The organism is Ottowia beijingensis (assembly GCF_042680925.1).
Taxonomy (GTDB): Bacteria; Pseudomonadota; Gammaproteobacteria; order Burkholderiales; family Burkholderiaceae_C; genus Ottowia; species Ottowia beijingensis.
In genome coordinates, this window is the sequence record NZ_JBHUEP010000011.1 from 1 (window position 1) to 623 (window position 623).

The 623-nt window shown below is 58.3% G+C and carries 1 protein-coding gene; it reads right to left on the reverse strand.

Features of this window, described 5'->3' with window-relative positions; translation table 11 throughout:
• Positions 1-412 (reverse strand): DUF4158 domain-containing protein (locus tag ACFSCU_RS15515; protein ID WP_377561108.1); only part of this gene is annotated, 412 nt, incomplete at its 3' end.
• Between the last annotated feature and the right edge of the window lie 211 nt (positions 413-623).

Below are 623 nucleotides of genomic sequence, written 5' to 3' on the forward strand. Positions count from 1 at the left end.
CGGCGCAGCGCGCCACTTCGTCGCGCAGTTCACGTACCAGTGAGCGGCGCTGGTGCTCGCTCATCCACTGGAATCCAAGGACCGTGCAGGCTACTTGTTGGTGATCGAATAGCGTGCGCCCGCGTTCATACATGGCTCTCAGCGAGGCGACTTCTGGTGCTGCAATGCCAAGCTCGTTGCCAAGGTGGCGCCACAAGGCTACTGGAATTACCCGAAAGGCACCGAGCAAACGCCCACTCATGCGCAGGAAACCAATATGGAGCGCCAGACCAAGCTTGTGGGAATCACCTCGGCGTGCATTGATTGCGTCGCGCTCGGCACCATCGAAGGTGAAAAATGCCTTCATCTCGAAGTCGCTGATATCGCGGGGGAGCCCACGCATCCCCAAAAACGTTGTGTGCCAACCCTGCATCGTGAACCTCAAAAGTGGGAGGCCACCATACCCGTTTACAAAGCGAACAGGAAAGTCAATGAAATCAACGGTCTACCCAGACCACCCCCGCGCCAGTGCTAGCTTTGCGTACCGTCACTTATTGCACTGAAAACGAGGAGACCCCTAGTCTGGTGCACCTGGCAGCCTCGGTCATGAGCGGACATGCCAGTGCGGTGGCAGCTCTTGCGCG